Raw genomic sequence first — 26,938 nt, forward strand, 5'->3', positions numbered from 1 at the left:
GCTCAAGAGCCCGCTTTCGCGGGCGATGACGTCGACTTCACCGACCCCACTGGGCTGGCCTAGTGCGACGGCTCTGACCGAAGCGACGCAACCGGCAGTGAAGGCTCTGCCACTCAACGCACCTACGACGCGTCGCCGCGCGCGGCATGAAAAAGGGCCGGTCTTGCGACCGGCCCCGGATTCGACCAACGACTTTTCGTATTAGTCGAAGTGGATGCTCGCCTGCAACCAGAGGGCGCGGCCATACGGGTTGTAGTTGAACAGGTTGTAATACGGATAAGCGGAGAACGTCTTGTCCCGTGGCGGCCGCTTGTTGGTCAGGTTGTTGGAAATCAGCGACAGATCGATCGAGTCCGTGAACTTGTAACCGATGCTGCCGTTGAAGGTCGTCCAGGCCCCCACCTTGCCGGTACCGGCGTAGTTGTAGGTCTGGCCGCGGCGGGTACCCAGCAGCGAGAACGTCCAGTCGCCGATGCCCCAGTCGACATTCGCGGTCGCGACGTCGCGATAGCCGTTGTAGTAGTTGCGGATGCTCAGCAGGTCCTGCACCGGGTCGCCGGCAATCTGGCGGTAGGTGTGCTTGAGCAGCACGTTGTAGTCCGCACCAAGCCCCAGCGTGCCCCAGCTGCCCATATCATGCCGCCAATTGGCGCTGGCGATGATGCCGTTGACCACCTCGTCAGAGATGTTGATCGGCAGCGTGTCAACCGACTTGATGCCATTGGGCGTCGCAGGATTGTTGGCCGGAAAGCGGGTTACCAGTGCCGTCTCACTCTGGCACAGCGCCGAGTTGGGATCGTACGCATCGCCCGCGGTGTTGGAGCCGATACGGCAATTCGCCTCATCCTGCAGAATCCGGTCGATGCTGAGGCTATTGACCTCGTCGGTGATGCTGACGTGGTAGTAGTCCGCCTTGACCGTGAAGTCTGCCGTGGGCGACCAGACGACGCCGTACCCCCACGACTTGGCGTTGATGCTCTTCAGATTGATGTTGCCCGCCTGACGGCCAGAGAAGTTGACACTGTTCTGGCTGCAGTTCTCGATTGGAACGTTCGGCTCCTGCGTGCGGCAGTAGTAGTAGTCAGTGCCGCTGGTGAAGTAGCCGCTAGGACCAGCGAACAGGTAGCCCATGTCCGGCGAGCGGAACGCCGTGGCGTAGTTGCCTCGGATCAGCAGGCTTTCGAAGGGGCGGAATTCCAGGCCAAGCTTGTAGGTAGCCTTGGAGTCTGAAACGCCGCCATAGCGGAAGTCGTCATAGCGGCCGGAGAGATTAGCGGACAGCATGCTGAAGATCGGCACGCGGAACTCGGCAGCGGCGGCGTAATTGCGACGGGTGCCTTCGCCCTGGGTGCCGGTCAGGCCCCAGAAGTCGCCGTTGATCACACGCTGGTCGATCGGATTCTGCCAGTACTGCTCTCCCGCCTGCACCAGGGCAGCCACGCCCACGTCACCGGCCGGCAGCGAGAACAGGCTGGTATTGGTGATTTGCAGGTTGACGTTCTGGCTGTAAGTGGTCGAGGTGGCCTTGTCATGGTCGCTGAAGCCGCGGTAATCAGCTTCGGTCAGCGGCGTGTACATCGTGGCCGTGTCCGGTGCATAGATCGGATAGCCGTAGTAATCGCCCTGCTGCTCGCCCAGGAAGTAGGCTTCCACCTTGGCCTTCAACGGCCAGACAATGTCGGTCTTGACCTTCTGCTCCGAGCGGAAGTAATAGGCGTTCCAGTCCCAGTTGGAGGCGCCGAACGTGCCGCGTGCACCGGCCGTGGCCGTGTACGCGTCGCTGGTCTGATTATCAGAGTTGGTGGAAGCACCGATCTCTTCCGGCGCGAACACGCGCTGCCACAGCTCGAAACGGTTGGTGTTCTGGTTGAAGAAGTACCCGCCCGTGTCGATCGACGAATACCAGAAGCGCGAACCCGAATTCAGATTGATCTTGTTGTGGCTGTAGAGCACGTCGCCATACAAGGTGACGTTGTCGCTGGCCCGATACTTGGCGTTGAGATAAACGCTTGCGGACTTGGAGCCGTTGAGGAATGTCTGATACCCGTTGGAGTAGTTGCTTCCGCAATAGCTGCCCTGAGGCACGCGGGTGAAGTACTGCGTGGTGCCGCCGTACCCGGCCGCCAGCTTGTCGCAGTTGGCGCGACCCGGGTCAACATACGCGCCGGTATTGCCATTGATGATCAAAACGTTGCGGGGCGCTACCGGCGCCGCCCCGTTCAGTGCGGGGTTGTCCGCGCTCGAATCGGTGTAGTCGCGGTCGTAGCCCCAGATGGGCGACTGATGCTCCAGCTGCAGGGCACCGGTCAGCTCAAGCTTGCCCCAGGTGTGGCCCGCAGTGACGCTGACACGCTGGTTCTCACCGCCGCCTTCGCTGTACCCGCCCATGCGGGCGGTAACGTTGATGCCATCGACGCGGTCCTTCAGGACAATGTTGACGACGCCGGCAATGGCGCTGGAACCGTAGATGGCCGACTGGTTGCCCGGCAGGATGTCGATGTGGTCGACCATGCTCACCGGAATCGACGACAAGTCGGTGAAGTTGCTGCTGCCGTTGTAGAGCAACGGATAATCAGCCAGCGGATGGCCGTTCAGCAGGATGAGCGTAAAGCCCGGATCCAGGCCCAGCAGGCTCACCGTCGTGGCGCCCTGGGTGAAGCCGCCAGCGAACTGGCTGTCCTGTACCTGGCCCGTTGCCAGGGGCTGAGAACGCAGTACGTCGTACACGTTGGCGTAGCCGCGCTTCTCGATCTGCTCGGAAGTGATCTGCACGGTCGGCGCAGAAGTCTCGACATCGACCTGAGGGATCAACGACCCGGTCACCGTGATGGTGTCGAGCTTCTTGGCCTTCTTGTCCGACGCGGCCTGCGAAGTGTCGGATGATGTCTGATCGGCCGCGTCCTGGCCTGAGGCAGGATGTGCGTGTAGTACGGCAGATGGCGTTCCCCAAGCCAATGCCGTACCGAGAGCCACATAAAGCAACTTGCGATTCATCGTTATTCTCCCCTGGAAAAATGTGGACGCCTTCGAGGCATTGCCTAGAAGCGATCTCCCTTTGGCGCAGCACGCTGGCGCCGCTGCTCCACTCTTCCCTGAGGTCCGCGCGCTGCGCGCCTCGGACATGACTCCCGTCCCCCAACAATCATGGGAAATTAACGTGAATGTCAACTTCTTGTGCGCGCTGCAGTTGACTACCTTGGTCGATACCTCGAACGTTTTTCCGCCGCTCCCCCCACCTGTCGCGGTACCGAGCCCGTTGGCGCAGATTGCCGCATGACTTCTGGCACCCTGCCATTGGTCATGTGTTGCCACGACGGCGAGCGGACGAGACTGACCCATTGCGCCTGCTATGGGCGCGCACGATGGGGAGTGACATGTCGGGAAAGCTATCGATCTGGCTCGCGCTCGCACTGGGCGCCACACTGGCGGGCATGACCCACGCAAAAACATCCCCAGCCGCATCCACGATGGCCGACAGCGCCCCGCAGGACGACTTCCTCTGGCTCGAAGACATCCATGGCGAGCGTCCGATGGCCTGGGTGAAGGAGCAGAATGCACGCACCTCGGCGCGCTTCGCTACCGGCGACGCGTTTGCGCAGAGCCGCGACCGGATCCTCGAAGTGCTCGATTCGGACGAGCACATCCCCTACGTCAACCGCATGGGGAGCTACCTCTACAACTTCTGGCGTGACAGGGAGCATCCTCGTGGCGTCTGGCGTCGGACCACGCTGGCGGAGTACCGCCAGGGCGCCCCTTCGTGGGAAGTGCTGCTGGATATCGATGCACTGAACAAGACCGAGGGCAAGCGCTGGGTGTTCAAGGGCGCGCAGTGTCTGAAGCCAGCCTACGAGCGCTGCCTGCTGTCGCTCTCGCCCGATGGTGGCGATGCGGTGGCGGTGCGCGAGTTCGATCTGGTGGGCAAGCGTTTCGTCGACGATGGATTCGTGCTGCCAGTCGCCAAAAGCGAGGTGGACTGGATCGACCGCGACACGATCTACGTGGGTACCGATTTCGGACCCGGCTCGATGACGGAGTCGAGCTACCCGCGCATCGTCAAGGCATGGAAGCGCGGCACGCCGCTGATGTCAGCCACGCTGGTGCACGAAGGCAAGCCCAGCGACCTGGCGGTAGGTGCGTACCACGACAACACGCCCGGCTTCGAGCGCGACTTCGTCTCCGTGGCAAAGGATTTCTTCCACAGCGAGCTGTTCCAGCGGCGCGACGGCAAGCTGCAGCGGGTGGATGTTCCAGACGACGCCAGCGCCGCCGCGCATCGCGAATGGCTGCTGGTGGAGACCCGATCGCCGTGGACTGTCGGCAACACCACCTATCCCTCCGGCGCGTTGCTGGCCACGCATTTCGACGATCTCATGGCGGGCAAGCGCGACTTCACCGTGCTGTTCCGACCCGACGACCACACCTCCCTGGCCTCCTACAGCTGGACCCGTCACCACCTCATCGTCGATGTGCTGGACGACGTGAAAAGCCGGCTGGAAGTCCTCACTCCAGGGCCAGGCGAATGGCAGCGCGCGCCTATGGCAGGCGCGCCGGAGCTGAGCACGGTCAGCGTGGTGGATACCGATCCGGACGCCAGCGACGAGTACTGGCTCGGCGTGACCGGCTTTCTCACACCGTCCTCGCTGCAGTACGGCGTGCTTGGCAGCGCGCCGGCCGAGACGGTCAAGCGCGAACCGGCCTTCTTCGACGCCTCGAAGTTCGCCGTGAGCCAGCATTTCGTCACATCGAAAGACGGCACGCGGGTGCCGTATTTCCAGATCGCGCCGAAGTCACTGGTGCTCGATGGCACGCATCGCACACTGCTCTACGGTTACGGCGGGTTCGAAGTGTCGCTCCAGCCTTCCTACAGCGGCAGCATCGGCCGCGCCTGGCTCGAGCGCGGCGGCGTCTATGTGATCGCCAATATCCGCGGCGGCGGCGAGTACGGCCCGGCGTGGCATCAGGCCGCACTGAAGGAAAAGCGCCTGCGCGCCTACGAAGATTTCGCTGCCGTCGCCAGAGACCTCATCGAGCGTGGGGTGACGTCGCCGAAGCACCTGGGAGCTGAAGGCGGCAGCAACGGCGGGTTGCTGATGGGCAACATGCTCACGCTGTATCCGCAGTTGTTCGGAGCAATCGCCTGCGAGGTGCCGCTGCTGGACATGAAGCGTTACAGCCACCTCTCGGCGGGCGCGAGCTGGATGGCCGAGTACGGCAACCCCGACACCGCCGACTGGGACTTCATCCGCACCTTCTCGCCGTACCAGAACGTGCGCAAGGACGGGCACTACCCGCCGGTGCTCTTCTACACCACCACCAGCGACGACCGGGTGGGCCCCGTGCAGGCGCGCAAGATGGCGGCCAAGATGCAGGCCATGGGTCTGCCCGACGTGTGGTTCTACGAGAACCTCGAAGGGGGCCACGGGGCGGGCGCGGACAACAAGCAGTCGGCCTACATGCACGCGCTGGCCTACGGCTTCCTGTGGGACCAGCTCAAGTAAGACAGCGCGCAATGGCGGCCGTTATCATCGCCGGCGAACCTGGGCCGCACGGAATGTCATGAAGCGCACGACTGCCATTCGCCCCGAGCTGCGCGAGTGGATCCTGAACACCACTCGCGCAGGCCACAGCATCGATGAGGTGCTGCGGCTGCTGAAGGAGACCGGCTACGACCCTCGCGAGAGCCGCAGCATCGTCGCCACGGTGCTGAAGATTCCGTTGTCCGCGCTGCAACCGACGGCAAAGCTTTCGGGAAAACGGCCGCGCCATCCCGAGGCGCCGCGGGCAAACGCTGGCGATCGCGAGATCCATGTGCGCGTGTCGACTGACGCCCCGGTGGTGCGCGTTCTCGACCCCCTGCTCGACGACGACGAGTGCGATGCGCTGATCGAGCTGGCACGGCCGCGGCTGGCGCGGGCACTCACCGTGGATACCGCTGGCAAACAGCAGGTGGACCATCGCCGCACCAGCGAAGGCATGTTTTTCCGGCTGGGCGAAACGCCGCTGATCGAGCGCATCGAGGCGCGCCTGGAGAACCTTCTGGGGCTGCCTGCCAGCCACGGTGAAGGGCTGCAGGTGCTGCACTACGGCCCGGGACAGGAGTACGAGCCCCATTTCGACTGGTTCGATCCGGCCCAGCCGGGTTTCGAGGCAGTGACCGCGCACGGCGGGCAGCGGGTGGCGAGCGTGGTGATGTACCTCAACACGCCTGACGCCGGCGGAGGCACCGGCTTTCCCGCCGTCGGCCTCACCGTCACCGCCTTAAAGGGCTCGGCGGTCTACTTCGCCTACGAAACCGGCGACGAGCTGTCCCTGCACGCTGGCCTGCCCGTTCTACGCGGTGAGAAGTGGATCGCCACGAAGTGGCTCAGGGAGCGCCCCTTCCTGCGCAACGACTGAGCTTGCTGCGTCGCAACAGCTGTTGCCGTATCCTTGCCGGTCTTTTCCCCTTACCGCAGGAACACCTTCATGGGTCTGGATCTGGTCAGTGCCGGCCGTAACGTGCCGGAGGAAATCAACGTCATCATCGAAATCCCCAAGGATGCCGAGCCGGTCAAGTACGAAGTGGACAAGGCCAGTGGCGCGATTTTCGTCGACCGGATCCTCTCCACGCCCATGCGCTATCCCTGCAATTACGGCTACGTGCCGGGCACGCTCGGGGACGATGGCGACCCGCTCGACGCGTTGGTGATCCTGCCTTTGCCGCTGATCCCCGGCTCCGTGATCCGCTGCCGTCCGGTCGGCATGCTGCGCATGACGGACGAGGCCGGCGGGGATGAAAAGCTGCTCGTGGTGCCGGTGGAGAAGGTGTTCGCCGGCTACGCGCACATCCAGGATATCGACGCGGTGTCCGGTCACTGGCTCGAGCGCATTGGCCACTTCTTCGAGCACTACAAGGATCTGGAGAAGGGCAAATGGGTAAAGCTCGATGGCTGGGCGAAGGCGGCTGACGCGAAGGCCGAGATTCTCCGCGGCATCGACCGGTTCAAGGCAGACAAGCCCTGAGCAAAAAAAAGCGCGCCAAGGCGCGCTTTTTTGGGTGGGGCCGGCTGGCTCACACGGCGGCGGCCATCTGCGCTGGCCAGGTCGCATAACGCGCGTGTACGTGCGAGCGCGGCGAAATTCCGATGGCGGCATCCAGCGTGGTCACATTCACGCTGATCACGCCGTCGGTGCCGACGGTGCAGAGTTCGCTGCCGCACGTGGCGCAGACGCCATGATGCGCAAGGCCTTTGCCGACATGGAACACCGGGGAAGCATCGAGCCATCGCAGCGACAATGGCGGAAAGTCGACCCCCACCACGACGGCCTCACCGATAGCGTGCCGACACAGGGCGCAGTGGCAGTGCCGTCGCCGGCTGGGCGTGGCATCGGACTGGTAGCGGATCGTCCTGCAAGCGCAGCTTCCTTCAAACATCGCCATACCCTCTTCCCTCGTTCAACGTGATCAGGGATGCCTGCGCCGGCGGCGCAACGCCGCTGATCATTCAGGCCCTGACCGGATTTGCCGGCTCACCCGTCTTGCCGAGCTCCTCAAGTAGCGTCGCCATGTCTTCGGCGTGCTCTTCCTCCTGGGCGAGGATGTCTTCCATGACGCGGCGACTGGTGGGGTCGTCGTTGCCGAGGTACTGGATGATTTCGCGATAGCTGTCGATCGCGATGCGCTCGGCGACGAGGTTTTCTTTGATCATGTCCACCAGATCGTCGCCTTCGGTGTAATCGGCGTGCGAGCGTGTCAGCAGCCCGGCGGGATTGAGGTCCGGAGCGCCGTCGAGCTGGGTGATCCGTTCGGCGATGCGGTCGGCGTGCTCCTGCTCCTCGTTGGCGTGCTCGAGGAACTCGGCGGCAACACTTTTTGCGTGGATTCCCGAGGCCATGTAGTAGTGCCGCTTGTAGCGCAGCACGCAGACGATCTCGGTGGCCAACGCGTCGTTCAGTACCTTGATCACGGTTTCGCGGTCGGCGGAGTATCCGGAAGTGATGGCGCCCTCTTCAATGTGCTGGCGCGCACGGCTGCGGATGTTGTCGATGTCCGTGATGAACGGCTTGCTTGCCATGCCAGGCCCCCGTAGCGACGAGTGATGTGCGGTGGCCGCATGGGCCAACCGAGTTCATCCATCGTATGGAGACGGCGCGAAGCACGGGTGAATGCGTTGCAAGTAATTCGCAACGCACGTGCGCTGGTGCCGCAGCTAGCGCTGCCGTGCGGGGCTCAACGCGGCGCGTAGGCGCGCAGGAAGGTGGCGACCCCCGCACGCGCGGTGGCTTCCAGTTCGGCCGCGTACGCGTGCGGACAATCGTCGCAGCCGAACATGCGCCGCATCATCAAGTCACCCTTGATGAGCGCAAAAAACTGGACGCTGGTGCGCGGGATGTCGTCGATCTCAAGCGCGCCTGCTTCGACGGCGCGACCGAGCAGGCGCTCCATCAATGCGTGGGTGCGCGTCGCCGCCTCCTCCCAGAACAGCCGTCCATAGCGCGGGTTGCCTTGCCGGCAGTCGCTCAGGATGGCGCGGAAGGTGCCGATGTTTTCCTTGTCGCAGTCCAGGCGCGCGTGCGTCAACGCGATGTTGAGCAGGGTCTGCCTGATATCGACCTTGGGATCGAAGTCGTAGGTCTCTTCCGGAAGGATGTCCTGGATGCGTGCGCGAATCACCTCGCGAAACAGGTTGTCCTTGTCGCCGAAGTGGCTGTAGACGGTGAGCTTGGATACGCCCGCTTCGGCGGCCACGGCATCCATGCTGGTCCCGGCGAACGCGTTGCGCACGAACAGGCCTTTGGCAGCCTCGAGAATGGCGGCACGCTTCTCCATGTCCTTGGGGCGACCCGGACCCTGCGGTTTCAGCGGCGACGGCGAACTCATGGACTTACCTTCACAAAGGACCACAACATCTTTATTATACGCCTCGGTTCAATTATTTCCAGTTCGCCGCCTGACGCGCCGCGTCCGCGCGGCGGGTGCCCTGGCGACGGCGCAAGTGTATCGCCTGGGGTCGCGCGCCACGGGCGCTGGCGGTGCAACGAGCAGGGGTGGTGGTGTGACGCAGGCTTGAGGGTGTCCGCGGACACCGCGCTGCGCATGACTTCCGTCAGTTCGCCGCGGTGACTTCCGGCACTTCGGCGAGCATGCTCCAGCACCCACGCTAGCGATTGTCGGACATGGCGTAACCGCTTATCCTTTTTGACCTTTTTCGATCCGTACGGGACGTGGCAGACCATGGCGATGAACTTCGAGCAGGCGCGACAGAACATGGTGGAAAACCAGGTGCGCCCCTGGGAGGTACTCGATGCGCGCGTGCTGGACGTGCTTGCTCGCGTACGGCGCGAGGATTTCGTCGCACCGGAGCATCGCCAGCTTGCCTTCGCGGACGTGTGCCTGCCGCTGGCACATGGCGAGGTCATGATGAAGCCCGTGCTCGAGGGGCGTGTGCTGCAGGCGCTGGAGCTGACGGGCACCGAACGCGTGCTGGAAATCGGCACCGGCTCGGGCTTTCTCACCGCCTGCCTTGCCGGCCTCTCCGCCGCGGTAGTGAGCGTGGACATCCACCCCGACCTGACCCAGACCGCTGCCGCACGGCTCGCTGCAGCAGGCGTATCCAACGCGCAGCTGGAATCGGGCGATGCGGTGCTCAGCTGGCAGCCGCAGGGGCCGTTCGACGTGGTGGTGCTGACCGGCGCCGTGGCCACCTTGCCTCCGCGGATGCTGTCGTGGCTGGTGCCTGGCGGGCGAATGCTGGTCATCCGAGGCGCGTCCCCGGCACAGCAGGTGGCCCTGCTCACCCACGAAGGCGACGGCCGCTATCGTGACGAGGTGCTGCTCGAAACCGACCTCCCCTACCTGCTGCACGCCGAGCCCCCGCGCCAGTTCGTTTTCTGATTTCCTCCTTCGACGATCCCAACGAGGCACCCCATGCGTTTGAAGCTTCTGTCCCTTGCCCTGGCCCTGTCGGCAATCTCGCTGCCCAGCCATGGCGAGGATTTGCTGGATGCATACCGAGAAGCGCGCGCCAATGATCCGGTGCTCTCGCAGGCCGATGCGCAACGCCTGTCCGTTGGCGAGAACGTCAACCAGGCCCGCGCCCTGCTGCTGCCGCAGCTGTCCGCCGGGCTGTCGCTGAGCCAGACCAGCAGCACCGGCGCGAGCGTCATCCGCGATCCGGCGACGGGCGAGGTGGTGCAGACATCGCAGAACCTAGGTCATTCGCGCACCCGCGACATCTCCGGCAATCTCAGCCAGACCGTGCTCGACCTCAGCAAGATCGCGGACCTGCGCGCAGCCCACTCGCAGGCAAACGCCCAGGATGCGCTGTACCAGGCCGCGCTGCAGGAACTGTTCGTACGGGTTTCCACCGCCTACTTCAACGTGCTTACCAGCCAGGACCAGCTGGCCTATGCGAAGGCGAACGAGGACGCCTTCAAGCAGCAGTACGAGCAGTCGGACCAGCGCTTCAAGGTTGGCCTTTCGGCGATCACCGACGTCTACCAGGCCAAGTCGTACTACGAGTCGGCGAAGGCGCAGACCATCGCGGCGCAGAACACGCTCGACGACGCCCGCGAGGCACTGACGCAGATAACCGGCAAGCCCACCGGCGACCTCAAGCAGCTGCGCAACGACCTCCCGATGACCCCGCCGGTGCCGAACGATCAACAGGCCTGGGTCGACCAGGCGCTGCAGAATAACCCGAACATCCTCTCGCAGAAGTACAGCGTGGCGGCGGCCGAGCACAGCATCAATGCAGCGCGGGCGGGGCATCTGCCGACCATCAACGCCAACGTGAGCTACGGCAAGAGCGCCACCTGGTACCAGAACTCGAACCTGCACTTCCGCAACCCGAGCTCCACCACCATCGGCCTCACGCTGTCGGTACCGATCTTCGAGGGCGGTGCGACGCAGTCACGCGTGCGCCAGTCGATCTACCAGCGCGACGCGGCGGAGGACTCGCTCGAATCGCAGCGTCGTCTGGTCACCCGCGACACGTTGAACTACTACCGCTCGGTGCTCAGTGGCATCAGCCAGGTCGAAGCGGCCCAGGCGGCAGTGGAGGCCGGACAGAAGGCACTGGACGCCACCCGTGCCGGCTTCGGCGTCGGCACCAAGACCATTCTCGATGTGCTGACCTCGATTCAGACCCTCACCCAGTCCGAGAGCCAGTACTCCCAGGCGCGCCACCAGTTCATCCTGGACAAGCTGCTGCTCAAGCAGTCCACCGGCACGGCGGACATCAAGGACATCGAGGCGATCAACGCGCTGCTCGAGTGATCGCGGCCTGGCGCAGGCGACGTCACGAAAGCCGGGCCCCTGGGCCCGGCTTTTTCATGCCTATTCCTGCAGCAGGCCGTCGATCAGTCCCATCACGCGGGGGACGGCGCCGCGCTGGCTGTCGAACACCTCGCGCGCGCAGCGCCCCATCGTCTCGAGCGCCGCCGGGTCACGCAGCAGTTGCAGCACCGCCGCGCCCAGTTCCTCGCTGCGGGCCACGCGCCGGGCGCCGCCCTCGCGGATCAATATCTGCGTGATGTCGTCGAAGTTGAACGTGTGCGGCCCCACCAGTACCGGGCGGGACAGCGCGGCCGGCTCCAGCACATTGTGGCCACCGATCGGCACCAGGCTGCCGCCGACAAAGGCCAGGTCGGAGGCGGCGAAGAACGGCATCAGCTCGCCCATGGCGTCGATCACGAATACCTGCTGCCCGGTCACCGGCACTCCGTCGGCGCTGCGAGTGCCCGCCGAGAAACCCAGATTGCGCACCAGGTGCTCCACCAGCCGGAAACGGTCCGGATGGCGCGGCGCGAGCAGCAGCAACGCGTCGGGGAGCCGGGTGAGCACTTCCAGATGGGCTTCCAGTACGGCGAGTTCCTCGCCCTCGTGGGTGCTGGCGGCCATCCACACCGGACGCAGCGCGCCCCATTGCAAGCGCATCGCCTCGCCGTGCTCCTGCGCTCCTTCCGGCACCGGCATGTCGAACTTCAGGTTGCCGCTCACCACCACCTTGTCGGCGGGCGCACCGAGCATGCGGTAGCGCGCGGCGTCGGTACGCGACTGCGCAGAGATCTGGCTCACGCAGCGCAACGCCGCACGCACCAGCCCACGCGCGGGCCGGTAGCCGCGCAGCGAGCGTTCGGACAGTCGCGCGTTGACGATCATCAGGGGGATGCCACTGCGCCGGCAGGCGAAATACAGGTTCGGCCAGATCTCGGTTTCCACGATGATCGCCATGCGCGGCTTCACGCGGTGCAGGAATCGCTGCACGGCAAACGGAAGGTCGTATGGCAGGTACACATGGAACACCGCGTCACCAAACAGCTGGCGCACCCGCTCGGAACCGGTCGGGGTCACCGTGGTGACCACCAGAGGCGCGTGGGGATAAGCCACCTGCAGCGCCTTGATCAGCGGTTCGGCCGCATTGACCTCGCCCACTGACACGGCGTGGATCCACAGCGAGCCGCGCAGCCCCGGCGCGGGAAACACGCCGAACCGTTCCGGCCATCGCCGGTGATAGCTGCCATAGCGAATGCCGCGCGTCAGCAGGCGCAACACGATCACCGGCGTCACCAGATACATCAGCAAGGTATAGAGGTAGCGCAACGAAGCTCACCCTGTAGCGGCCCGTCAGTATAAAGCGCGGTCCGTGCGGCCCGGCGAGTGCCCACTCGCTACAATGGCGCGATGCCTGGCATGCCCCGCCCCTCGTTCGATCGTTCGCTGCTCTGGCCGCGCCATTGGGGCGCTTGGCTGGGCGTTGCTGCCATCTGGCTGATTGCGCGGCTGCCCTACCGGGCACTGATGCGGGTGGGCCGCTGGCTGGGCGGCGTAGCGATGCGGATCGACTCCGCCCGGCGGCCAATTGCGCAGGCGAACATCGCCTTGTGTTTCCCCGAGCTCGATGCGCACCAGCAGGCGGCGCTCGTCGACGCGCACCTGCGCGACATCGGGCTCATGCTGGTGGAGTTCGCGCTCGGCTGGATGGGCCGCGACGCGGCGATCGCGGCGCTGCCGCTCACGGTAGAGGGGCTCGAACATCTGGAGCAGGCACGGGCGCAGGGCAAGGGGGTGCTGCTGGTGGGCGGGCACTTCTCGCACCTGGAGCTGTGCGCGCGGCTGGTGTCCCAGCGCATCCGCATCGCCGGGATGTACCGGCGGATGGATTCGGCGGTGTTCGAGTGGGCGGTGCTGCGCGCACGCCTGCACTACGCCGACGCCATGTTCGAGAAGGACGATATCCGCGGCACGGTGAAGTACCTGCGTGGCGGCGGCACGCTCTGGTACGCGCCCGACCAGGACATGCGCAGCAAGGACAACGTGTTCGTGCCGTTCTTCGGGGTGCCGGCCGCCACCATCACTGCAACCCATCATCTGGCGCGGATGGGCAATGCGGTGGTGATCCCGTTCTTCCATCGCCGCCTGCCGGAAAACGGCGGCTACGTGCTGCGGCTGGGCGAGCCACTGGCGCAGGTGCCCAGCGACGATGTGCTTCAGGACACCGCGCGGGTGAATGCATGCATCGAGCAGATGGTGCGCGCGGCGCCGGAGCAATACCTGTGGGTGCACAAGCGGTTCAAGACCCGGCCGCCGGGCATGGCGCCGATCTACCCGCGGTAGGCGATCGGCCTCAGTCGCGCTGGCGACGCGTCTGTCGCGCCTCGTGCAATTTGGCGTACTTGAGGAAGGCGTAGAACGCACCCGTGACGCTGGCGATGAAGCCGGCCCAGCCGTTGAGAAAATAGCGCTTGCCGATGTACTGCCGGAGGAAGAACACCGGCGGATACAGCACCATCCGCACCCCGGTGAACCGCTGCCGCTTGCGCAACTTGTACGCCACCATGCCGGTGGTATAGCGGTTGATCTTCTCCACCCGGGTGGCAATGTCGCCGTCGCCGTCGTTTATGAAGTCCGCCCGATGCAGGGTCCGCACGGGGCCCTCCACTTCCACTGCGGCGTGCACCTCGACGTCGTTCATGCGTCCGCGGCGACGATCGAACAGCCGCAAATGACCGTTGCGCCAGCTGCGCCGGTGTTGCACGGTCCAGAACATGCGCTCGCGCCGCGGCAACCGGAAGCCGGCATGACGCGGGGCTTGCAGCGCATCCTCGATCACCTCGCGCGTGCCCGGTGAAAGGATCTCGTCGGCGTCGAGGTTGAGGATCCAGTCATGCGTTGCCAGGTCGATCGCCCGCTGCTTCTGCGGGCCGTAGTCGTCGAACGGGTGCGTGGCGACGCGGGCACCATGCCGCTGCGCAATCGCCACCGTGGCATCGGTGGAGCCGGAGTCCAGCACCACGATCTCCTCCGCCCAGGCCACCTCGGCGAGGCAGGCATCCAGCGTGTCGGCATTGTTGAAGGTGATCACCACCACCGATAGGGGTTCACGCGCCACGGGGCACCTCCTGCTCCGGCGGCAACGCACCGAGCGCGGCGAACCACAGGCCCAGCAGCCACGCAAACAGCAGGCCCCACCACGCCGAATAGAAGGCCAGATGGGTGTTGAGCGGAAACAGCATCACGCTGAGCGCGACCGTCACCGGAAAGGCCTGCGCCCGGGCGACGGCGCCGACACGGCGCCAGTAACGCAGCGCCCAGCCGAGCGCCGCCAGCCACAGCAGCAGGCCGATGCCGCCGGTTTCCGTCGCCACCTCCAGCACCAGCTGGTGCGCATGGCAGGCACCCTCACCCTCGCCACACGCTTCCTCGGTGACGAAGTGATCGTCGGCCGGAGCGTACTGCGGGTAGGCATAGCGAAACCCGCGCACGCCCACGCCATTGAATGGATGCGCCGCGATCATGCGTGCACTGTCGTGCCAGATCGCGGGCCGCCCCGTGAGCGCCTGATCCAGCCCCGCGGAGCTGCCCTGGAAGGCCGCGAGGGTACGCTGCATGCGCGCCTGGAAACGCGGCGATGCCTGCCACGCGGTGGCGCCCACCACGGCGACCACGACGGTGGCGACAGCGCAGAAGAGAGCGAAGCGCCGCGGCGAAGCGGCCTCGCGCCAGGCAAATGCGAGCACCACCAGTGCGTAGCAGAGCCAGCCGGCACGCGCCCCGGCCAGCAGCACCGGACCGAGCAGGATCAATGCCGCCGCCCACAGCCCGCGGGCGCCCCAGCGGTCACGTGCGCTCCACAGCACGAACGGCGCGAGCACCGCCAGCGTGGGGCCGAGCTTGAGGTTGTCGGCACCGAAGATCCCGGAGATCCGCTCGGCCTCGGCGTGGCCTCCCAGGCTCCAGCCGGTCAGCGCCTGGAGCCACGCATCCAGGGTCCACAGCGCCACCACCGCGGCGACCGCCAGATACAGCGGCCGCAGACGCGTGGCGCGTCGCAGTGCGAAGCAGGCATAAAGGCCCAGCGGCGCAAAACGCAGCAGTCCCGCCACCGTCGCCCAGCTCTTGCCCGGGGCCACGGCGTCCAGCGCCGAGATCAACGCCGCACCGACATAACAGGCGAGCACCAGCAGCAGCGCGCGCGCCCCCTCGTGCTGGGACAACGCGTGCGGATGGCGCAGGAACAGCATCACCGTGCCGAACAGGCACAGTGCCGTGCCCAGCTCGGCGCTGCGCGCAAACGGCAGCAGCGCGATCACCAGCCAGAACGGCAGCAACGGCGAACGCAGGGCGTGACGCAGGGAATCGGTAAGGGAGTGCATGCAGCGGCCAGCGCGAAAGTGACCCGGCATTGTAGGCGAGCGGCGCGGCCCTCAGCCGCGCGCACCGGCATGGGTCCACTTGGCCAGGCCGGCGGGCCGGCAACAAGCCTTGGGACGGATCACTCCGACGGCAGCGCCGCCAGTTCGTCGTAAAGCGCCAGCGTGGCCTGCTGCATGTCCGCCAGCCGGTAGCTCTGCAGCATCGGAATCGGCGGTGCCACCCGCAGCAGCTCGGCCGCGCGCTCGACCAGCTTCTCGCGATCGCCCAGCGGCGTGCGTCCGGCCGGATACAGCTCCGCCAATAGTTCGCCCACGCCGCCGTGGGCGTAGCCGAGCACCGGGCGACACAACGACAGCGCCTCCACCACGGTGCGCCCGAACGCCTCGGGCTTGTTCGACAGCTGCAGCACCAGCGCCGAGACGGCGTAGATGTCGCGCACGTCGTCGCGCGGCGGTGACAGCACCACTTGCGACTGCAGTCCGCGGGCGCGGATCAGCTCGCGCAGCTCCTCGGCATAGGCCTCGCGGCCGGGTTCGAGCACGCCCAGCAGCAGCAGCCGCGTACCCACGCCGCGGTGCTGCAGGTCGGCCACCAGTTCGATCGCGTCGTGATGGCCCTTCAGTCGTGTGCTGCGGGCGGGCAGCGTCAGCAACGGCGCGCCGGCGAGCTGCGGGTACTGCGCGAAAAATGCCTTCTGCCACGCATCGTCGGGGCGGTGGCCGTAGGGAAACGCCTCGGGGTCGATGCCGCGCGGAATCACCCGCACCCGCCATGGCTCCAGCCGCGGATAGTGGCTGAGCACGTAGGCACGCACGCTCTGCGAGACGGCGATCACCCGTTCGCCGCGCAGCAGCACTGCGCTGTAGCGACCCGGGGAGTTCAGCCCGTGCACCGTAGTAACAAAATGCGGCTTGCGCGACAGCCCCCGCATCGCCAGGCGGGCCATCCATGCGGGCATGCGAGAGCGCGCGTGCACGATGTCCGGGTGCAACGCCTTCAGGGCTCGACGCAGCGCGCCGACGCGACCCAGTGTGGACAGCGACTTGCTGCCGATATCCAACGCGATGTGCTCGCTGCCTTCGGCCACCAGCCGCTCGGTGAGTCGTCCTCCCGCCGAGATCACCACCGACCGATGCCCCGCCTGCACCAGCGCGCGCGCAATCTCCAGCGCCGAGCGCTCGGCACCACCTGAGTGCAACGCCGGGATCAGCTGAACCACGGTCAGGGCCCGGACAGGGCTGGCGACGGCAGAGGACATGGTCTCGTGCATGAAGGCCTTCATCCCTCGAGGCAAGCAGCGATCGTGCCTAACGTGCGCCGCGATGCCGCGCGCCAGGCCGTGCCGTCAGTCGCGCAGGACGTATTGCGCGCCACAGTAAGGGCAGATCGACGTGCCGCCGTCGTCGACGATCGGCAGATAGACCTTCGGGTGGGAGTTCCACAACGCCATGCCCGGCATCGGGCAGGACAGCGGAAGGTCGCTGAGCGTCACTTCATACCGATTTTGGGCATTCGCCGGGATCGGCGTCACCGCGGAGGAGGGGCGCGACATGGCAGGCTCCGGAGAGAAAGGCGAGCCCGCGATAATAGCAGTCTGCCGGCCGCCCACGCGCCCGCCGGGAGCGTCCGCACATGCCTTGGCGGGCGGGTGCCAGGGCAACAAAAAAGCCGCGCTGTCGCCAGCGCGGCCTCGTGCGACGGTAGGCGGAACGGTTACTTGCCGCCGTCGGCGTGAGCCTCGGTGGTGATGCGGATCTGCACCTCGTCGCTCACGTTGGGTACGTAGGCGCCCACGCCGAAGTCCGAGCGCTTGATCGTGCCGGTGGCGTCGAAGCCGACCGCAGGCACCTTGAGCATCGGCTGCATGCCCGCCTTGTTGAGGGTGGCGTCGAGCACCACCGGCTTGGTCACGCCGTGCACGGTGAGGTTGCCGGTGACCTTGAACTTGTTGCCGCCCAGCGGCTCGACCCGGGTGCTCTTGAAGGTGACCACGGGGTACTTGGCGGCGTCGAAGAAATCGGGCTTCTTCAGATGCTCGTCCAGCGCACTGACGTGGGTGTCCAGGTTGGCCAGCGGCAGGGTTACCTCGACGCTGGACTGGGCCGGGTTGGCTTCGTCATAAATCAGGGTGCCCTCACCGATGCCGAGGTTGGCGGTGGGGTTGGAGAAGCCGAAGTGGTTCCAGCTGAACAGCACCATGGTGTGGGTGGGATCGAGCTTGTAGGCGACCGGCGCCGCCTGGGCGGCGAAGCCGGCACCGAGCAGGGCGGCGAAGGCGAGGATTTTCATGGCGCGCATGGAAGAACTCCTGGTGAGGGGTGAACCGGCGCGCGGCGCCGGTGGATCGAGGGGTCGGGCAACAGTCAGGCAGTCAGGCAGTCAGGCAGTCAGGCAATCGTGCAGGCTTCGTCGAACGCCAGCCGCGGGCTGCGCGGGAACAGGTCACGGCTGGCGTCGCCGTAGCCGATGTTGATCAGGAAGTTCGACATCACCGTGGTGCCGGCAAAGAACTCCGCGTCCACGCCGGCCTGGTCGAAGCCGGACATCGGGCCGCAATCGAGCCCCAGCGCACGTGCGGCCAGGATCACGTAGGCCCCCTGCAGCGTGGCGTTGCGGAATGCGGTGGTGTCGATCAGCGGCTGGTTGCCTGCGAACCAGCTGCGGGCGTCCGCGTGCGGAAACAGCTGCGGCAGCTTCTCGTGGAATGCGTGGTCGTTGGCGATGATCGCGGTGACCGGCGCGGCCAGCGACTTGGCGCGGTTGCCGTCGGACAGCAGCGGCGCCAGCCTTGCCTTGGCCTCGGCCGACTTCACGAACACCACCCGCATCGGCGAACTGTTGGCACTGGTCGGGCCGAACTTCACCAGATCGTAGAGCTGGTGCAGCTGGGCGTCGCTCACTTCGCGCGGCAGCCACGCATTGAAGGTGCGTGCCTGGCGGAACAACTGGTCGAGGGCGGTATCGGAAAGCATCTCGCTCATGGGTATCCTTCGGTTGGCGTGACGCGCCGACTCAGGCGCAGCAAGCGGCCAGTGTAAGCGCGTAACAGCAGCGGCAGGACCCCACCGGGCGGAACGAACTGTGCTGAATCGAGAAACAATCGCCCTGCCCCGGCTGCTGCCGTGCTGAGGCAGGCCGGCGAATGCTGGGTGATTACCGATCACGCCGCGGGCAACCAGCGCCAGGCGCTGGCGCTGGCCGAGCGGCTGGGATTGCCGGTGCGCCATCTGGTGCTCGAGCCGCGGGCGCCGTGGTCCTGGCTGGCACCGCGGCTGGTGGTTGGTGGCCGGCTGGCACTTCCGCCGGCGCAGCGGGAACTGTTCGCCTCGCCGTGGCCGCACGTGGCGATCGGCTGCGGACGCGCCGCGGCACTGTTCACGCGCATGCTGCGGCCGCTCGCTGCCGGCACCTGCCACACGGTGCAGATACTCGACCCGCGGCTGGATCCGGCTCACTGGGACACGGTGATCGCTCCGCGTCACGATCGGCTGCACGGTCCCAACGTACTCACCCCGCTGGGGTCGCTGAACCCGGTCGACGATACGTGGTTGAGCGATGCGCGCGGCGCGTTCCACGAGCTCGGCGAACTGCCGCAGCCGCGTGTGGGCGTGCTGCTGGGTGGCCCGCGCAGGGGCATCGCGCTGGACGGGGAGTACGCCGCGGCACTGGCGCAGCGCCTGCTCGCCGATCACTGCCGGGATGGCGGCAGCGTGCTGGTGGTGGCATCGCGCCGGACCCCGCCGGCGTTGTACGCAACGGTTCGCAATGCGCTGCAGACGGTGCCGGGGCTGCACTGGGGCGGCCCCGAGGACGGCGCCAATCCCTACCCCGGCGTGCTGGCCTGGGCGGATCGACTGGTGGTGACGCCTGACTCGGTCAACATGTTGAGCGAAGCGGGCGCGGTGGGCTGCCCTGTTGCCACGCTGGTGCTCGCACCGTTGCCGGCGAAGATCGCCCGGTTCCACCGCAACCTGCACGACGCTGGCCTGCTGGCCCCGATCGGCGACGAGCTGGGGCGAACGCATCCCCCGCTGCGCGAGACGGCTGCGCTGGCGCAGGTGATCCGCGAGCGGATGGCGCAGTCAGGCCGCATCGACGGCCACTGAGGGCGCGCGCGGCCCCTCGCGCCGAACTCAGCCCGCGGCAAACGCAAAGCCCAGCGCGATGTCCACTTCGCGAACCGACGCGGCCAGCCGCGCCAGCTCCGCATCGCGCGGGGCGAGGCGTGAGCGCAGGTCCAGCGTGCAGGTGAGCGCGCGCTGCAGCAACTCGGCATGGACCGCCGTCAGCGTCTGCGCCTGCGCCGGATCCAGCAGCCCCGCCGTGGCGCAGGCGTCGATCAGGCCGGCGTTGCGGGTCACCTCCAGCAGCCCGGGATGGCCCGCGGCATGCGCCAGCACCAGGCCCTGCAACGCGAACTCGATGTCCAGCAGTCCGCCCCGACCCTGTTTGAGGTCGAACTGTGCCACGTCGGAGCGATCACGTTCGCCGCGCCAGCGCTCGCGCATGCTGCTGACCTCGGCGATCACCGCCGCCGGATCGCGCGGCGCCGCCAGGATTTCCCGGCGCAGTTCGCCCAGCGCCGCATGCAGGGTCGGGTCACCCGCCACGCTGCGCGCACGAAGCAGCGCCTGGTGTTCCCAGGTCCAGGCGCGGCCGCGCTGGTAGGCGGCGAAGGAGTCGAAACTCGATACCAGCAGCCCCTTCGAACCGTCCGGGCGCAGCCTTGTATCCACTTCGTAAAGCCGGCCTGCGCGGGTCAGCACGGTCAGCCAGTTCATCACGCGCTGGGCCAGGCGCTGGTACCAGCGCGAGCCCTCCAGCGGACGGGCGCCGTCGCTCATCACCGCGGCGCGGCGCCCGTCATAGACGAACACCAGATCCAGGTCCGAGGCAAAGCCCAGCTCTTCGCCGCCCAGGCTGCCGTAGCCAAGCACGGCGAAGCCGGATCCCTCGCCCGGCAGGCGCCCGTGCTGCACCGCCAGCTCGCGCTCGGCCAGCGCGGTGACCGCCACCACCACCGACTCGGCCAGCGCCGCCAGCCGGCGTGCGGTGGAGACGGCATCGGCGCGACCGTCGTTGAACGCCAGCCCCAGCCGGAACGCCACGCTGGCCTTGAACTCGTTGATCCGCTCGAGCTCGGCCTCCGCCTCGCGCTCGTCCAGGGTGCCCAGCACGCGGGTGATCTCGGCGCTGATGTCGGCGCGCTTGAGCGGCAGCTGATCGATGCGCGGATCGAGCACGTCGTCCAGCAGCAGCGGCTGAGCGATGACGCGCTCGGCGAGAAACGCGCGATCGGCAAACAGCCGCGCCAGGCGGCGTCGCGCGGCGGGCTGTTCCTCCAGCAGCGCCAGGTACGAAGACCGTCGCGCCACCGTCTGTACCAGCTGGCACAAGCGCAGCAGGCACGGCACCGGCGCCGCCGTCTGCCGCGCAGCGATCAGCAGTTGCGGCATCACCCGGTCCAGCCGCTCGCGCGAAGCCGGCGACATCGCACGCACGCTCGACGCCTGCGGCAGTTTCAGCAGCGCCTCGGCGGCGGCCGCGCCGGGCACGAAACCGGACGCCTCCATCTCGCTGGCGCCCAATGCGTCGTTGCACGCGGCCTGCCACAGCAGGCTGTCTGCCACCGGCACGCTGGCGGCCCGGCCGCCCTGCGGCATCAGCACCGCGGCGAACTCTTCGCTGACGATCGCGCGGTGCCGCGCCAGGTCCGCTTCCAGCGCGGACCAGTCGGCATGGCCGAGGCCGCGCGCAATACGCTCGCGGCTGAGCTCGTCCGGCGGAATGTCGTGAGTCTGCGCATCACGCAGCATCTGCACCCGGTTCTCGACCCGCCGCAGGCAGACATACGCCTGGCGCAACGCCCGCGCACGCTGGGCGGGGATGTGGCCGCGCGCCTCGCAAGCGGTCAGCGCCGGCAGCAGGCCACGCACGCGCAGGCTCGGTTCACGGCCGCCGCGAATCAGCTGGGTGAGCTGCACGATGAACTCGATCTCGCGGATGCCGCCTGGCCCCAGTTTGAGATTGTTGGCCAGGTCCTTGCGCGCCACCTCCGCGTCGATCAGCGCCTTCATCTCGCGCAGGCCGGCAAAGGCCGTGTAGTCGAGGTACTTGCGGTAGACGAACGGCCGCAGCAGCTCCTGCAGCTGCTTGCCGGCGCCGCGATCGCCGGCGACCGGACGCGCCTTGATCCACGCGTAGCGCTCCCAGTCGCGACCCTCGCTCTGGTAGTACTGCTCCATCGCGGCGAACGGCAGCGCCAGCCGTCCGGCGCTGCCGAACGGTCGCAGGCGCAGGTCGACCCGGGCGCAGATGCCGTCCACGGTCGGCTCGTTGAGCAGGCGCACCAGCTGGCGCACCAACCGGATGAAGTACTCGCTGTTGTCCAGGCTGCGTGCGCCGTCGCTGTGGCCGGACTGCGGATACGCCAGCACCAGGTCGATGTCCGAGGAGAAGTTCAGCTCGCTGCCGCCCAGCTTGCCGAAACCGACCACCACCATCCGCTGCGCGCTGCCGTCGGCGCCGCGCGGCTGGCCGTAGCGGGCCGACAACTGCTGCTCGGACCAGCGCAGCGCCAGCTCCAGCAACACCTCGTACAGCACGCTGGTGTCGGACAACGTGGTCGGCAGGTCGTCCAGGTCGTTGACGTCGCGGAACACCAGCCGCAGCGACTCGGCGCGGCGAAACCGGCGCAGCGTGGCGAGTGCGTCGGGCTCTTCCGCGGCCAATGTCAGCGCATCGCCGCGCGAGCCGGCGTCTGCCGACGAGCGCAGGCGCTCCAGTCCCGCCGGCGACAGCAACTGGGGCTGGCTGCGCCACACCTCGAAGGCGAAATCGCTGGCCAGCAAGGTCCGGCGGATACGCTCGGCCACGCCCGCGTCGTCCTGCACCGCCACTCCGGCGCTGCGGCATGCGGCGGTCAGCTCGGCATAGCGGTCGTCGATCAGTGCGCGCAGTTCGGCGGATTCGGGCTTGGTCATGCCGGCATTGTGCCGCAGCGCCGCGGCAGCAGAACGCGCGACAGGGGTGACAGGAGCGACGCGGATTGCCACCATGAATGGTTCATCTGCGCAGGATTACATTCGCGCGTCTGATCCGTGACAGCTGCAGGACGCCCATGTCCCACCCGCGCGCCACCTTGTTGACCCGCCGACCGTTCTGGCAGCGCGCCTGTGCGCTGGTGCTGATGGCGCTGGCGTTTGCACTGGTCACCGGCTGGATCGACGGCGGCGTGGGCGTGCAGCCGCACCGCATGCTGGACCAGCCGCGCTACGTGATCGCCAACGCCCTGCCCGGCCTGCTGCTGGCGGGTGTGCTGCTGGCGCTCACGCGACGCGCGGTGCTCTCGTTCGCGCTGGCGCTGCTGGCCGAGGCGCTGGTGTTCGCGGTGAACGTGCTGAAGGTGGCCAACCTCGGCACGCCGCTGATCCCGGCCGACTTCCGCATGGTCGGTCAGTTGAACAAGGGTGGCGCGCACCTGCTCGGTGCCTACCTGCCACACAGCCCCTGGCCGTACCTGGCGATCATCGCGATGGTGGCTGTGGTGGTGGCACTGTGGCGCGTCGAACCGCCGGTGCTGGCTGCGCGCCCACGGGCGTCGCGCCTGGCAGGCGGTGCCGTGTCGCTGGTGCTGCTGGCGACCCTGCTGGCCGGCACGCCACCGTGGGGCAAGCTCTACAACGGGCAGCGGCTCTGGCTGGAGCCGTGGTCGGCCACCTCCACCGCGACCCATTCGGGTCTGATCAGCTCGCTGATGATCTATCACCTGCAATACGGGCACGGGGCACAGAAGGCCGATCCGGTGGCAGCGCGCGAACTTCTCGCGCGCACCCGCGACGCGCTGCGGGGCCGACTGGCCGCGGCCGGGGGCGACACGTCCGCGCTGCCGGACATCGTGGTGGTGCAGAGCGAGTCGTTTTTCGACCCTCGCATCCTCAAGGGCCTCGAGGACACCCACCTCACGCCAAACCTGGATCGCCTCGCACGGCACGGGACCAGCGGCGCGCTGTATGTGCCGACCTTCGGCGGCGGCACCATCCGCACCGAGTTCGAGGTGCTGACGGGGCTGTCACTGCGCTATTTCCAGCAGCTGCAGTTTCCCTACCTGCAGCTCAACGCGCGGGTGGTGCCGGGCCTCGTGCGCACGTTGAACGAGCATGGCTACGAGACGGTGGCGATCCACGGCAACGACCCGTCGTTCTGGAATCGCACCAGCGCGTTCAAGGCGATCGGCTTCGATCGCTTCGTGTCGCAGTCCGCGTTCCCGCCCGACGCGCCGGCCGACGGCAAGTACATGGCCGACCGCGCCATGACCGATGAAATCCTGGCGCAGCTGCGCGGCACCGGTGCGCCGCAGTTCCTGTTCGCCATCAGCATCGAGGCGCACGGCCCGTACGACACCATTCCGGCCGATCGCGAGGCCCGCGACGCGATGCCAGTGCCGCCGGGGGTCACCGGCGAGGACAAGCTGGAGCTGCAGAATTACCTCTATCACATCCACCACGCCGATCAGGAGCTGGGGCGACTCGCCGAGCAGCTGGCCAAGCGTGACCGGCCGACCCTGCTGCTGTTCTACGGCGACCATCTGCCGGCGCTGACCAACACGTTCCAGACTGCCGGCTTCGTGGACGGCGGTGACATGCTCGGCGAGCCCGGCACCTGGCTGCTGGTGGACACACGCGATGCCGGGCAACCGGTGCATGAGAATCTCGCCGCCTGGATGCTGCCGGGCAAGCTGCTGGACACCGCCGGGATCCACGACGACGCCTATTTCGCCCTGACCCAGCTGATGGTGCCGCAGCTGGCCGACCTGACCCGCGCGCCGGGTGCGCCGCAGGTGCCGGAAGATCCCGCCCGCAAACGCGCTGACCAGGACATGGCCAGCGTGTCGATGCTGCAACTCGACGGCAAGCTCGGCCCGCTGCTGCCGGCGGTGGAGCCCTCGCCCGCCGGAGGCGACACCCGCTATGCCGAACACACCGCACCGGCCGTCCCGGCACATGGGGTGCAGTAGTAGCGGGTTCGCGTGACACGTGATGCGAGTGTCGCGCTCGCCCGCCGCCGGCGGGCACCGGACTAGGGAAGCGAGCAACCGGAGCGGCAGCTGCGGTCGCGCTGCGCATCCGCCGCCTCCGCGGTGCACCACCAGATGCCCCGCCGCCCGTTGATCAGGCCGGCTCCCGGCTCAGGAAAACCAGTTGATCGGCATGGACGCTCCACGGTCGCGCTCGATGACGACCGGACGAAGCCCCAAAAAAAAACCCCGCCGGAGCGGGGTTTTTTCTGCGCATGGGACGGACTTAGAAGTCCATGCCGCCCATGCCGCCCATGCCACCGCCCATGCCACCGGCGGCGCCGGCGCCGTCATCCTTCTTCGGCACTTCCACCACCATCGCCTCGGTGGTGATCGCCAGGCCGGCCACGGAAGCGGCGTGCTGCAGCGCCGAGCGGGTCACCTTGGTCGGATCCAGGATGCCCATCTCGACCATGTCACCGTACTCGCCGGTGGCCGCGTTGTAGCCGAAGTTGCCGGTGCCTTCCTTGACCTTGTTCAGCACCACCGACGGCTCTTCGCCGCAGTTGGTGACGATTTCGCGCAGCGGCGCTTCCATCGCGCGCAACGCGATCGTGATGCCGTGGTTCTGGTCTTCGTTGGCGCCCTTGAGCGAACCGATCGACTGCAGCGCGCGAACCAGCGCGACGCCGCCGCCCGGGACCACGCCTTCTTCAACGGCGGCGCGGGTCGCGTGCAGCGCATCTTCGACGCGGGCTTTCTTTTCCTTCATTTCGACTTCGGTCGCGGCGCCGACCTTGATCACCGCAACGCCGCCGGCGAGTTTCGCGACGCGCTCCTGCAGCTTCTCTTTGTCGTAGTCGGACGTGGTCTCTTCGATCTGCGCCTTGATCTGCTTGATGCGCGACTGGATGCCGTCGGCCTGGCCGGCGCCATCGATGATCGTGGTGTTTTCCTTGCTGACCTGGATTTTCTTGGCGCGGCCGAGATCCTTGATCGTCGCCTTGTCGAGCGCGAGGCCGACTTCTTCCGAAATCACGGTACCGCCGGTGAGCACGGCCATGTCTTCGAGCATCGCCTTGCGACGATCGCCGAAGCCCGGGGCCTTGACGGCGCAAACCTTGACGATGCCGCGGATAGTGTTGACGACCAGAGTCGCCAGCGCTTCGCCTTCGACTTCCTCGGCGACGATCAGCAGCGGCTTGCCGGCCTTGGCGACGGCTTCGAGCACCGGCAGCAATTCGCGGACGTTGGAGATCTTCTTGTCGTGCAGCAGGATGAACGGGTCATCGAGCTCGGCCGACATCGACTGCTGGTTGTTGATGAAGTACGGCGACAGGTAGCCGCGGTCGAACTGCATGCCCTCGACGACGTCGAGTTCGTTGTCCAGGCCCGAGCCTTCTTCAACGGTGATCACGCCTTCCTTGCCGACCTTGTCCATGGCCTTGGCGATCAGCTCGCCAATGTTCTCGTCGGAGTTGGCCGAGATCGAACCGACCTGGGCGATTTCCTTCGAGGAGTTGCACGGCTTGGAGATCTTCTTGAGCTCCTCGACCGCGCCGATCACGGCCTTGTCGATGCCGCGCTTGAGGTCCATCGGGTTCATGCCGGCGGCGACGGCTTTCATGCCTTCGCGGATGATCGCCTGGGCGAGCACGGTGGCGGTGGTGGTGCCGTCGCCGGCGATGTCGGAAGTCTTGGAAGCAACTTCCTTGACCATCTGCGCGCCCATGTTCTCGAACTTGTCGCTCAGTTCGATTTCCTTGGCGACGGAGACGCCGTCCTTGGTGATGGTCGGGGCGCCGAAGCTCTTCTCGAGCACGACGTTGCGGCCTTTCGGGCCGAGGGTGGCTTTGACGGCGTTGGCGAGGACGTTGACGCCCTTGACCATGCGAGCGCGCGCGTCTTCACCGACACGGATTTCTTGGGCTGCCATGTTCTTTACCTCAAGACACACACGGGAATAGGGAGTCGTGATGCGATGCGAACGCGCAGGCCGTGACGGCGCGCGTTGGCGGCGAATCAACCGAGGATCGCGAAGATGTCGTCTTCCTTCACGACCAGGATGTCCTGGCCATCGAGCTTGACTTCGGTGCCGGCGTACTTGCCGAACAGCACCTTGTCGCCGACCTTCACCAGCGGGGCGCGGGTCGAGCCGTTGTCCAGCGCCTTGCCGGCGCCGACGGCGATCACTTCGCCTTTGATGGGCTTTTCAGCGGCCGAATCCGGGATGACGATGCCGCCGGCGGACATTTTTTCTTCTTCCATGCGCTTGATGACGACGC

The 26,938-nt window shown here is 66.7% G+C and carries 22 protein-coding genes; 8 read left to right on the plus strand and 14 right to left on the minus strand.

Translation table 11 applies throughout. From position 1 onward, the window contains the following. Nucleotides 1-201: 201 nt before the first annotated feature. Complete coding sequence (locus tag VFG40_RS00765) at nt 202-2,994, minus strand: TonB-dependent receptor domain-containing protein (protein ID WP_324893867.1); 2,793 nt, start codon at nt 2,992-2,994, stop codon at nt 202-204. A 437-nt stretch (nt 2,995-3,431) separates the two neighbouring features. On the opposite strand from VFG40_RS00765, the gene VFG40_RS00770 reads away from it, so the two are divergent. The 3 genes from VFG40_RS00770 (at nt 3,432) to ppa (ending at nt 7,002) form a co-directional block, all read left to right on the plus strand. After that, on the plus strand, nt 3,432-5,498 hold the full coding sequence (locus VFG40_RS00770) for a prolyl oligopeptidase family serine peptidase (protein ID WP_324893905.1): 2,067 nt from the start codon (nt 3,432-3,434) through the stop codon (nt 5,496-5,498). Between the two features lie 58 nt (nt 5,499-5,556). Then, nucleotides 5,557-6,396 (plus strand): 2OG-Fe(II) oxygenase, encoded by an 840-nt coding sequence (locus VFG40_RS00775; protein WP_324893869.1) that lies wholly within the window; start codon nt 5,557-5,559, stop codon nt 6,394-6,396. A 69-nt stretch (nt 6,397-6,465) separates the two neighbouring features. Next, nucleotides 6,466-7,002: an inorganic diphosphatase gene (gene ppa / locus VFG40_RS00780; protein WP_324893871.1), complete on the plus strand. Its 537-nt coding sequence runs from the start codon at nt 6,466-6,468 to the stop codon at nt 7,000-7,002. Between the two features lie 49 nt (nt 7,003-7,051). Here ppa and VFG40_RS00785 read toward each other — a convergent pair whose 3' ends face one another. The 3 genes from VFG40_RS00785 to VFG40_RS00795 form a co-directional block, all read right to left on the minus strand. After that, entirely contained in the window at nt 7,052-7,420 is a 369-nt protein-coding gene (locus tag VFG40_RS00785; RefSeq protein WP_324893873.1) for a GFA family protein, read from the minus strand. A 64-nt stretch (nt 7,421-7,484) separates the two neighbouring features. Next, a complete protein-coding gene (locus VFG40_RS00790) occupies nt 7,485-8,054 on the minus strand; it encodes a ferritin-like domain-containing protein (RefSeq protein WP_324893907.1) in 570 nt (189 codons plus the stop codon). 155 nt (nt 8,055-8,209) lie between these two features. After that, nucleotides 8,210-8,860: a TetR/AcrR family transcriptional regulator gene (locus VFG40_RS00795; RefSeq protein ID WP_324893875.1), complete on the minus strand. Its 651-nt coding sequence runs from the start codon at nt 8,858-8,860 to the stop codon at nt 8,210-8,212. Nucleotides 8,861-9,214: 354 nt separating this feature from the next. Here VFG40_RS00795 and VFG40_RS00800 point away from each other — a divergent pair, with 354 nt between their 5' ends. Both VFG40_RS00800 and VFG40_RS00805 read left to right on the plus strand, forming a co-directional pair. Beyond that, a complete protein-coding gene (locus tag VFG40_RS00800; protein WP_324893877.1) occupies nt 9,215-9,874 on the plus strand; it encodes a protein-L-isoaspartate O-methyltransferase family protein in 660 nt (219 codons plus the stop codon). A 33-nt stretch (nt 9,875-9,907) separates the two neighbouring features. Beyond that, the gene (locus VFG40_RS00805) at nt 9,908-11,257 is read left to right on the plus strand and encodes a TolC family outer membrane protein (protein WP_324893879.1); all 1,350 of its coding nucleotides are present in this window, start codon (nt 9,908-9,910) and stop codon (nt 11,255-11,257) included. Between the two features lie 60 nt (nt 11,258-11,317). Here the strand turns inward: VFG40_RS00805 and waaA are convergent, their stop codons facing one another. Further along, complete coding sequence (gene waaA / locus VFG40_RS00810) at nt 11,318-12,583, minus strand: lipid IV(A) 3-deoxy-D-manno-octulosonic acid transferase (RefSeq protein WP_324893881.1); 1,266 nt, start codon at nt 12,581-12,583, stop codon at nt 11,318-11,320. Nucleotides 12,584-12,673: 90 nt separating this feature from the next. On the opposite strand from waaA, the gene lpxL reads away from it, so the two are divergent. Further along, complete coding sequence (gene lpxL, locus VFG40_RS00815) at nt 12,674-13,597, plus strand: LpxL/LpxP family Kdo(2)-lipid IV(A) lauroyl/palmitoleoyl acyltransferase (protein ID WP_324893883.1); 924 nt, start codon at nt 12,674-12,676, stop codon at nt 13,595-13,597. A gap of 10 nt (nt 13,598-13,607) precedes the next feature. Here the strand turns inward: lpxL and VFG40_RS00820 are convergent, their stop codons facing one another. The 6 genes from VFG40_RS00820 to VFG40_RS00845 form a co-directional block, all read right to left on the minus strand. Then, nucleotides 13,608-14,372, minus strand: coding sequence for a glycosyltransferase family 2 protein (locus tag VFG40_RS00820; RefSeq protein WP_324893885.1), 765 nt, complete (start codon nt 14,370-14,372; stop codon nt 13,608-13,610). Continuing rightward, entirely contained in the window at nt 14,362-15,636 is a 1,275-nt protein-coding gene (locus VFG40_RS00825) for an O-antigen ligase family protein (RefSeq protein ID WP_324893887.1), read from the minus strand. Before VFG40_RS00825 ends, VFG40_RS00820 begins: the two co-directional genes overlap by 11 nt. A 119-nt stretch (nt 15,637-15,755) precedes the next feature. Beyond that, nucleotides 15,756-16,919 carry a glycosyltransferase gene (locus VFG40_RS00830; protein ID WP_414649224.1) on the minus strand — a complete coding sequence of 388 codons (1,164 nt, stop codon included), beginning with the start codon at nt 16,917-16,919 and terminating at the stop codon, nt 15,756-15,758. Nucleotides 16,920-16,982: 63 nt separating this feature from the next. After that, nucleotides 16,983-17,189 (minus strand): zinc-finger domain-containing protein, encoded by a 207-nt coding sequence (locus VFG40_RS00835; protein WP_324893889.1) that lies wholly within the window; start codon nt 17,187-17,189, stop codon nt 16,983-16,985. A 161-nt stretch (nt 17,190-17,350) separates the two neighbouring features. Continuing rightward, nucleotides 17,351-17,935 carry a YceI family protein gene (locus VFG40_RS00840; protein ID WP_324893891.1) on the minus strand — a complete coding sequence of 195 codons (585 nt, stop codon included), beginning with the start codon at nt 17,933-17,935 and terminating at the stop codon, nt 17,351-17,353. A gap of 89 nt (nt 17,936-18,024) precedes the next feature. Beyond that, complete coding sequence (locus VFG40_RS00845) at nt 18,025-18,618, minus strand: malonic semialdehyde reductase (protein ID WP_324893893.1); 594 nt, start codon at nt 18,616-18,618, stop codon at nt 18,025-18,027. Nucleotides 18,619-18,759: 141 nt separating this feature from the next. Between VFG40_RS00845 and VFG40_RS00850 the strand changes: the two genes are divergently transcribed. Next, the gene (locus tag VFG40_RS00850) at nt 18,760-19,743 is read left to right on the plus strand and encodes a mitochondrial fission ELM1 family protein (RefSeq protein WP_324893895.1); all 984 of its coding nucleotides are present in this window, start codon (nt 18,760-18,762) and stop codon (nt 19,741-19,743) included. A gap of 27 nt (nt 19,744-19,770) precedes the next feature. Here VFG40_RS00850 and glnE read toward each other — a convergent pair whose 3' ends face one another. Further along, nucleotides 19,771-22,620, minus strand: a complete 2,850-nt coding sequence (gene glnE / locus VFG40_RS00855; protein ID WP_324893897.1) for a bifunctional [glutamate--ammonia ligase]-adenylyl-L-tyrosine phosphorylase/[glutamate--ammonia-ligase] adenylyltransferase — start codon at nt 22,618-22,620, stop codon at nt 19,771-19,773. Nucleotides 22,621-22,757: 137 nt separating this feature from the next. On the opposite strand from glnE, the gene VFG40_RS00860 reads away from it, so the two are divergent. Then, nucleotides 22,758-24,653: an LTA synthase family protein gene (locus VFG40_RS00860; protein WP_324893899.1), complete on the plus strand. Its 1,896-nt coding sequence runs from the start codon at nt 22,758-22,760 to the stop codon at nt 24,651-24,653. Nucleotides 24,654-24,939: 286 nt separating this feature from the next. On the opposite strand, the gene groL is transcribed toward VFG40_RS00860, so the two are convergent. Together groL and VFG40_RS00870 are read right to left on the minus strand one after the other, a co-directional pair. Beyond that, entirely contained in the window at nt 24,940-26,589 is a 1,650-nt protein-coding gene (groL, locus tag VFG40_RS00865) for a chaperonin GroEL (RefSeq protein WP_324893901.1), read from the minus strand. Nucleotides 26,590-26,675: 86 nt separating this feature from the next. Then, a partial coding sequence (locus VFG40_RS00870; RefSeq protein ID WP_324893903.1) for a co-chaperone GroES occupies nt 26,676-26,938 on the minus strand: 263 nt, incomplete at its 5' end.

The sequence above is a fragment of the Dyella sp. genome, from assembly GCF_035685805.1.
Lineage (GTDB): Bacteria > Pseudomonadota > Gammaproteobacteria > Xanthomonadales > Rhodanobacteraceae > Dyella_A.

Coding starts and splice junctions, on each gene's coding strand:
- lpxL (WP_324893883.1), top strand. CDS start 12,674: ATGCCCCGCCCCTCGTTCGATCGTTCGCTGCTCTGGCCGCGCCATTGG.
- groL (WP_324893901.1), bottom strand. CDS start 26,589: ATGGCAGCCCAAGAAATCCGTGTCGGTGAAGACGCGCGCGCTCGCATG.
- VFG40_RS00790 (WP_324893907.1), bottom strand. CDS start 8,054: ATGGCAAGCAAGCCGTTCATCACGGACATCGACAACATCCGCAGCCGT.
- VFG40_RS00775 (WP_324893869.1), top strand. CDS start 5,557: ATGAAGCGCACGACTGCCATTCGCCCCGAGCTGCGCGAGTGGATCCTG.
- VFG40_RS00835 (WP_324893889.1), bottom strand. CDS start 17,189: ATGTCGCGCCCCTCCTCCGCGGTGACGCCGATCCCGGCGAATGCCCAA.
- VFG40_RS00800 (WP_324893877.1), top strand. CDS start 9,215: ATGGCGATGAACTTCGAGCAGGCGCGACAGAACATGGTGGAAAACCAG.
- VFG40_RS00770 (WP_324893905.1), top strand. CDS start 3,432: ATGACCCACGCAAAAACATCCCCAGCCGCATCCACGATGGCCGACAGC.
- VFG40_RS00860 (WP_324893899.1), top strand. CDS start 22,758: ATGTCCCACCCGCGCGCCACCTTGTTGACCCGCCGACCGTTCTGGCAG.
- VFG40_RS00795 (WP_324893875.1), bottom strand. CDS start 8,860: ATGAGTTCGCCGTCGCCGCTGAAACCGCAGGGTCCGGGTCGCCCCAAG.
- ppa (WP_324893871.1), top strand. CDS start 6,466: ATGGGTCTGGATCTGGTCAGTGCCGGCCGTAACGTGCCGGAGGAAATC.
- VFG40_RS00765 (WP_324893867.1), bottom strand. CDS start 2,994: ATGAATCGCAAGTTGCTTTATGTGGCTCTCGGTACGGCATTGGCTTGG.
- VFG40_RS00840 (WP_324893891.1), bottom strand. CDS start 17,935: ATGCGCGCCATGAAAATCCTCGCCTTCGCCGCCCTGCTCGGTGCCGGC.
- VFG40_RS00825 (WP_324893887.1), bottom strand. CDS start 15,636: ATGCACTCCCTTACCGATTCCCTGCGTCACGCCCTGCGTTCGCCGTTG.
- glnE (WP_324893897.1), bottom strand. CDS start 22,620: ATGACCAAGCCCGAATCCGCCGAACTGCGCGCACTGATCGACGACCGC.
- VFG40_RS00845 (WP_324893893.1), bottom strand. CDS start 18,618: ATGAGCGAGATGCTTTCCGATACCGCCCTCGACCAGTTGTTCCGCCAG.
- VFG40_RS00805 (WP_324893879.1), top strand. CDS start 9,908: ATGCGTTTGAAGCTTCTGTCCCTTGCCCTGGCCCTGTCGGCAATCTCG.
- VFG40_RS00785 (WP_324893873.1), bottom strand. CDS start 7,420: ATGGCGATGTTTGAAGGAAGCTGCGCTTGCAGGACGATCCGCTACCAG.
- VFG40_RS00830 (WP_414649224.1), bottom strand. CDS start 16,919: ATGAAGGCCTTCATGCACGAGACCATGTCCTCTGCCGTCGCCAGCCCT.